The following is a 6815-nucleotide window of genomic DNA, read 5'->3' on the forward strand; positions in this document are numbered from 1 at the left end:
CAGCGAAGGCATCCACCAGGCGATCGAGGCGAAGGAAGGCGTGCAGGTCAAGGCCGAGAACCAGACCCTCGCCACCGTCACGCTCCAGAACTACTTCCGTCTCTACACGAAGCTCTCCGGCATGACCGGTACCGCCGAGACCGAGGCGGCCGAGTTCATGTCGACCTACAAGCTCGGCGTCATCCCGATCCCCACCAACAAGCCGATGGTGCGTCAGGATCAGTCCGACCTCATCTACAAGAACGAGGCGGTCAAGTTCCAACAGGTCGTCGAAGACATCGTCGAGCGCCACCGCACGGGCCAGCCCATCCTCGTGGGCACGACGAGCGTCGAGAAGAGCGACGAGCTCTCGCGGCTGCTCGCCAAGCGCGGTATCAAGCACGAGGTGCTCAACGCGAAGAACCACGCGCGTGAGGCCACGATCATCGCGCAGGCGGGTCGCGTCGGCGCCGTCACCGTCGCCACCAACATGGCCGGCCGCGGTACCGACGTGATGCTCGGTGGCAACGCCGAGTTCATCGCCACGTCTCGCATGCACGAGCGGGGTCTGTCACCCGTCGACACCCCCGACGAGTACGAAGCCGCGTGGGATGACGTCTTCGCCGCGGTGAAGGCCGAGGTCGAGGCCGAGGCGTCGAAGGTCGTCGAGGCCGGCGGGCTCTACGTGCTCGGCACGGAGCGCCACGAGTCGCGGCGCATCGACAACCAGCTGCGCGGACGCTCGGGCCGTCAGGGCGACCCGGGTGAGAGCCGCTTCTATCTGTCGCTCCAGGACGACCTCATGCGGCTCTTCAACGCGGGCGCCGTCGAGAACCTGATGGGTCGCTCGGGCGTGCCCGACGACGTCGCGATCGAGCACAAGTTCGTCTCGCGCGCGATCCGCTCCGCCCAGTCGCAGGTCGAGGGCCGCAACGCGGAGATCCGCAAGAACGTGCTCAAGTACGACGACGTGCTCAACCGCCAGCGCGACGCGATCTACACCGACCGCCGCCGCATCCTCGAGGGCGACAACCTGCAGGAGCGCGTGCAGCAGTTCCTCGAGCGCGTGCTCACCGAGGTCATCGGCGAGCACACCGCCGGCGGTTCGAGCGACGACTGGGACCTCGAGGCCCTGTGGGCCGAGCTCAAGACGATCTACCCGATCGGCATCACGATCGACGAGGTCGTCACCGAGGTCGGCAACCGGGGACGGCTGTCGGCGAAGCGGCTCACCGAGGAGATCGTCTCGGATGCCAAGCTCGCCTACCGGCGCCGCGAGGAGCAGCTGGGCGAGGCCGCCATCCGCGAACTGGAGCGTCACGTCGTGCTCTCGGTGATCGACCGCAAGTGGCGCGACCACCTCTACGAGATGGACTACCTCAAGGACGGCATCGGGCTGCGCGCGATGGCGCAGCGCGACCCCCTCGTCGAATACCAGCGCGAGGGCTACACGCTCTTCCAGAGCATGATGGGCGCGATCCGCGAGGAGTCGGTCGGCTTCCTGTTCAACCTCGAACTGCAGGTCACGAACGAGCAGGGCGGGCAGGCGCGGATCGCCGCGCGCGGCCTCGCCACCGATCAGCCGCCGCAGCAGAACCTGTCGTACTCCGCTCCGAGCGCCGACGCGCAGGGCGAGGTCGAGGTGCGCAACGAGCGCGGTCAGGTGCAGCAGCGGGCGACAGCCCTCGCGCAGCAGCAGGCGGCGCAGCAGAACGCGGCGTTCGCCCGCCAGGCCCCGCCGCAGCAGCCGCAGCCCGCTCCGGGGGGTGCCGCCGGCGGCCAGCGGGGAGCCTTCGGCCAGCGCGAGGGTGGGGCGCCGCAGCAGGTGCCCGCCAACCGTGCGCAGCGCCGGGCGCAGGAGAAGAAGAAGCGCTAGTCGCCCCGTCTACAGGACGTGCACGGCGGTCGCCCGCCAACGGCTGTCGAGGCCTTCGAGCCGCAACGCCACGGCGCGGACGCGCGCGCGCCCGCGGACGACGACGCTGGCCTCGACGACACCGTCGCGCGGCTCGCACAGCATGATCGAGCCGATCGTGAAGGTAGGCCGCAGTGCCGCCGAGCCTTTGGCCTGCCGCGCCCTCGACGAGAGCACGACCCGCTTGAGCAGGTGCCGGTAGACGTCGTCGCTCAGCCACCGCGCGATCTGGTCGAGTTCTCGCGCTCCGGCGAGGATCTCGATCACGCAGCGCGTCAGGTTCTCGATGAGCGGCTGCGGGTCGGGCAGCGCCGACGTGGGCGTGGGCTGATGGTCGAAGTAGTCGTCGGGTGAGAAGCGGGGCACGAGTGCGCGTGCCGCCGTTCCGTCGAAAGCCGCCTCGACCGCTGGAATTCTCGTCATCCGTCGCCTCCCTGAATAGGTCCGGTGCGTCCCCTCCCAGCGAGGAGTGGGCCCATCCGAACACGTCACGGAGCACGCGTAAATGGGAACTACTTCCCTTGTGGACAACGCCGAAGCGTCGGAGTGGTCGAGGGATAGCGTCGCGCCGTGCGCTGGCAGAACCTGTTCGACGACCTCGAGAGCCAGCTCGAGAGCGAGCTCGGGGCGGAGGAGATCGACCTGCTCGCGGAGGAGGAGCGTCTGCGGCTGGGCCGACTCGCCCTGCGCGACCGACTCCGGGCGTTGCACGACGGGGCACCGGGTGAGCCGCTCGGGATCGGGCTCCGCGGCAGGGGACGCATTGCCCTCACGATCGCGGCGATCGGGCGCGATTGGGTCGCGGGAGAGGTGGATGCCGGTACGCTCCGGTCGGCGATCGTGCCGCTTGGGGCGATCGCGGTGCTCGATCCCGTCGGTGCCCAGCTCGCCGCCAGCCTGCGTGTCGAGCCGGCCCCCGAGCCGCTGACCGCGCTCTCCGCGCGCCTCGGGCTCGCGTTCGTGCTCCGCGACCTCTGTCGCCGCCGCGCGCCCGTCGAGCTCCACGTCGGAGCCGACCGCTGGCACGGCACGATCGACCGCGTCGGGCGCGACCATCTCGACTTCGCCGAGCATGCACCGGGGGAGCCGCGCCGGAGTGCGGCGGTGGCGCGCATCCGGATCGTCGCATTCGCGGCGATCGACCTCGTGCGCTTCTAGGGTCTCAGAGCTCGGGGATGTCGGCGTACGCCGCCTGGCGCCAGAGGCCGCGGCGGCGGGTCTCTTCGTATTTTCCGTCGATGTAGGCCTGCAGCACGGCCACCTCGACCCGCCACAGGCCGGCGCCGCCGATCTTGATCGCCGGGAGCTCGCCCGAGCGGACGAGGGCGTACGCCTGGTTGACCGAGATCGCGAGCATGTCGGCGGTGTCGGCGAGCGTCAGGAAGCGCCCGAGCTCCCGTGCGTCGTCGGCCGTCATAAGGAGATCTTCCCACCGGCTCCCCGCCGCCCACCGGACTGTGGACAACTTCCCACGCGTGACCGAGGGCGGGGTGAGCATGGTGCGCGTTCCGCCCCGACGATCAGGAGAAGACGATGTCGACCCCCGTTCCCAGGCCCCGCCGCCGCATCGCGCTCGACGTGCGACTCGTGCTCGGGTTGCTGCTCGTGGCGGCGTCGGTCGTGGGCACGACCCTCCTCGTCAGCGCGGCCGACGCCCGCGTGCAGGTCTACGCGGCGCCCCACGCACTCGCCCCGGGAGACCGCGTGGATGCCGACGATCTCGTCGAACGGAGCGTGGCCCTCGATGGCGCGGACGACCTCTACCTGCGGGTCGGCGACGTGCCGGACGGCGGGTTCGTCGTGGCGCAGTCCGTCGCGGCCGGGCACCTCGTGCCCCTCTCCGCGGCCGGCTCGACCGACGGAGAGCGGGCGACGTCGCTCGTGCTGCAGCTCGGCGGTCCGGTGAGCAGCGTCGTCGAGCCCGGCTCGCTCGTCGACGTGTGGGGCGTCGAGGTGCTCGGCCAGGGCGAGACGGGAACGCCCGTCGTGCTCGCGTCGGGCGCCACCGTCGTGCGGGTGATCGAGGACGAGTCGCTCGTCGGCGCGAGCGGTGCCGCCTCGACCGTCGAGGTGCTCGTGCCGCGCACGCGCGTGGCGCGGCTGCTGCGGGCGATCGCGAGCGGCGATGCACTCGCCGTGGTTCCCGCCGGACTTCCGCTGGCATCCCGATGACCCTCGTCGCGCTCGCACTGCCGGTCGCCGACGTCGACCGCCTCGGTGCCGAGGCCGCGCGGTACGGGCATGAGGTCGTCGCGGAGGTCGCGGATGCCGACGCCCTGGCACCGCGCATCGTCGCGACGAAGCCGGAGGTCGTCATCGCGGCGGCCTCCGCCCCGCACCTCAGCGCGCGACTCGTCGCGGCGTGCGACGCGCACGGCGTGCGGCTCGTCGTCGTGGGCGACTCGGCGCGCGAGCGGCGGTTCGCCGCCGGGCTCGGCGTCGTCGATCCGGTGGCGGGTCCGGCGGCGTGGACGCTGCTCGCCCCCGGCTATGCGCCGGGCACGACGCCGCCCGCCGAGGCTGGGATGATCGGGATGCCGCCGCCCGCCAGGCCCGCGGCATCCCCCCTCCTCGATCCCGCCCTCGAGGAGACGACGTTCCGGCCCTCGCGCAGCATCCCGCCGCCCACTCGCGGCTCGGTCGTCGCCGTGTGGGGTCCTCACGGCGCACCGGGCCGCACGAGCCTCGCGCTCGCGCTCGCCGCCGAGTGGGCCGCCGCCGGCAACTCGGTCGCGCTCGCCGACGCCGACACCCACGCGGCCGCCGTCGCCCCGGCGCTCGCACTGCTCGACGAGGCCCCCGGCTTCGCCGCCGCCTGCCGGCTCGCCGGCACGGGGTCGCTCGACGTCGCCGAGCTCGACCGCGTCGCCGCCGTGCACCGCGACGGGTTCCGCGTGCTCACCGGCATCGGCCGTCCGGCACGGTGGCCCGAGCTCACCGGCGAGCGCGTGGCCGGGGTGCTGGATGCCGTGCGCACCTGGGCGGGGATCACGGTCGTCGACGTGGCCGCGAGTCTCGAGCAGGACGAGGAGCTGCAGAGCGACGTGGCCGCGCCGCGCCGCAACGCCGCCACCGTCGAGACACTGCGTCGCGCCGACCGTGTCATCGCCGTGGGTGCTGCCGATCCGGTCGGGCTGGCCCGCTTCCTCCGTGGTCACGCCGAGCTGCTCGACCACGTCGCGCCGGACGCCGTCACCGTCGTCGTCAACAAGGTGCGGGCCGCGGTGATCGGTCTCGATCCGGCGGGGCAGGTGCGGTCGACGCTCGAGCGCTTCGGCGGGGTCACCCCGCGGCACCTCGTCCCGTGGGATCCGGCGGCCTTCGACGCCGCGCTCCTGAGTGGCCGGCCGCTCCCGGCGGCGGCACCTCGTTCGCCCGCGCGTACCGCCGTCCGGAAGCTCGCGACCGAGCTCGCTCGGGAGATCGGGGTGGCCGCGCGCGGGTAGCCTGGAACGCGTGTCGACCCTCTCGGAGCTCATGCTCTCGCAGGACCGCTCGCCGGCCGACGTCGAGTGGCTGCACCTCCTCGTCGCCGACGGGCAGCTGCTGGCCGACCTCGCCTTCGCCGACATCGTGCTGTGGGTGCCGACCGCCGAGGGCGGCTTCGTCGCGGTCTCGCACTCGCGGCCCTCGTCGGCGGCGACGCTGTTCTACCGCGACTTCGTCGGCCAGCCGATCAAACCGGAGTGGCGCCAGCAGGTGAACGAGGCGTTCGAGTCGGTGCAGATCGTCGACACGGCCGCGCCCGACTGGTACGAGGAGACGCCGACGCGCGTGCGCGCGATCCCGGTCGTGCGTCGCACGAGCCCGAGCAGTCAGTCGACCGTGACCGAGCACGCGATCGCGGTCCTCACGCGGCACAGCAACCTGAGCGAGGCACGCACCCCCAGCCGCCAGGAGCTCACCTTCAACCAGTGCGCCAACGACATCTTCGCGATGATCGCATCCGGGGATTTCCCCGACCTGTCGGCGCCGTCGATGCCGCGCCGCGGGGCTCCGCGCGCCTCCGACGGCCTCATCCGCCTCGACGTCGACGGTGTCGTGAGCTTCGCGAGCCCCAACGCGCTCTCGGCGTTCAACCGTCTCGGCTTCCCGCACGAGCTCGAAGGCGAGTCGCTCGCCGAGGTCACGACGAACCTGCTCGGCAACAAGCTGCACGTCGACGAGTCGCTCCCGCTCGTCGTCACCGGGCGCGCGCCGTGGCGCACCGACATCGAGGCGCGCGGAGTCACCGTGACCCTCCGCACCATCCCGATCCGCTTCCGCGGCGAGCGCGTCGGCGCCGCGATCTTCGTGCGCGACGTCACCGAGGTGCGCCACCAGGAGCAGGAGCTCATCACCAAGGATGCGACCATCCGCGAAATCCATCACCGGGTGAAGAACAACCTGCAGACGGTCGCATCGCTGCTGCGCATCCAGGCCAGGCGCGCGCATTCCGACGATTCGCGGGATGCCCTCAACCAGGCCATGCGGCGCGTCGCGGCGATCGCGGTGGTGCACGACACCCTCAGCGAGGGGCTCGACCAGGTCGTCGACTTCGACGACGTCTTCGACCGCGTGCTGCTGCTCGTCGTCGAGGCGGCCTCGAGTCACAACACCACGGTGCGCCCGGCGAAGCACGGCACGTTCGGGATGCTGCCGAGCGCCTACGCCACCCCGCTGGCGCTCGCCCTCACCGAACTCGTCACGAACGCGGTCGAGCACGGCCTCGCGGGCCGCGCGGACGGCAAAGTCGACATCGCGGTGAAGCGCACCGAGGAGGCCATCACCATCCGGGTGCGTGACAACGGCGTCGGCCTGCCCGAGGGCAAGGTCGGCTCGGGCCTCGGCACGCAGATCGTGCGCACCCTCATCCAGGGAGAGCTCAGCGGCACGATCGACTGGCACACCCTCGAGGGTGAGGGCACCGAGGTCACGATCG

At 71.9% G+C, this 6815-nt stretch carries 7 protein-coding genes; 5 read left to right on the forward strand and 2 right to left on the reverse strand.

Annotation, left to right across the window (positions count from 1 at the left end):
* Positions 1-1855, forward strand: a 1855-nt coding sequence (locus ACO1X9_RS12025) for a preprotein translocase subunit SecA (protein ID WP_486351079.1), incomplete at its 5' end; no start/stop codon positions are given.
* 9 nt (positions 1856-1864) lie between these two features.
* On the opposite strand, the gene ACO1X9_RS12030 is transcribed toward ACO1X9_RS12025, so the two are convergent.
* The gene (locus ACO1X9_RS12030) at positions 1865-2317 is read right to left on the reverse strand and encodes an Rv3235 family protein (RefSeq protein WP_486351080.1); all 453 of its coding nucleotides are present in this window, start codon (positions 2315-2317) and stop codon (positions 1865-1867) included.
* A gap of 147 nt (positions 2318-2464) precedes the next feature.
* On the opposite strand from ACO1X9_RS12030, the gene ACO1X9_RS12035 reads away from it, so the two are divergent.
* On the forward strand, positions 2465-3052 hold the full coding sequence (locus tag ACO1X9_RS12035; protein WP_486351081.1) for a hypothetical protein: 588 nt from the start codon (positions 2465-2467) through the stop codon (positions 3050-3052).
* Between the two features lie 4 nt (positions 3053-3056).
* Here the strand turns inward: ACO1X9_RS12035 and ACO1X9_RS12040 are convergent, their stop codons facing one another.
* The gene (locus tag ACO1X9_RS12040; RefSeq protein WP_486351082.1) at positions 3057-3311 is read right to left on the reverse strand and encodes a helix-turn-helix domain-containing protein; all 255 of its coding nucleotides are present in this window, start codon (positions 3309-3311) and stop codon (positions 3057-3059) included.
* 116 nt (positions 3312-3427) lie between these two features.
* Here ACO1X9_RS12040 and ACO1X9_RS12045 point away from each other — a divergent pair, with 116 nt between their 5' ends.
* From ACO1X9_RS12045 to ACO1X9_RS12055, 3 genes are all read left to right on the forward strand, one after another.
* On the forward strand, positions 3428-4066 hold the full coding sequence (locus ACO1X9_RS12045; protein WP_486351083.1) for a hypothetical protein: 639 nt from the start codon (positions 3428-3430) through the stop codon (positions 4064-4066).
* Positions 4063-5340, forward strand: coding sequence for a CpaE/TadZ family protein (locus tag ACO1X9_RS12050; protein ID WP_486351084.1), 1278 nt, complete (start codon positions 4063-4065; stop codon positions 5338-5340). The genes ACO1X9_RS12045 and ACO1X9_RS12050 overlap by 4 nt, the downstream gene beginning before the upstream one ends.
* 10 nt (positions 5341-5350) lie before the next feature.
* A partial coding sequence (locus tag ACO1X9_RS12055) for a sensor histidine kinase (protein WP_486351085.1) occupies positions 5351-6815 on the forward strand: 1465 nt, incomplete at its 3' end.

The organism is Pseudolysinimonas sp., from assembly GCF_057350545.1.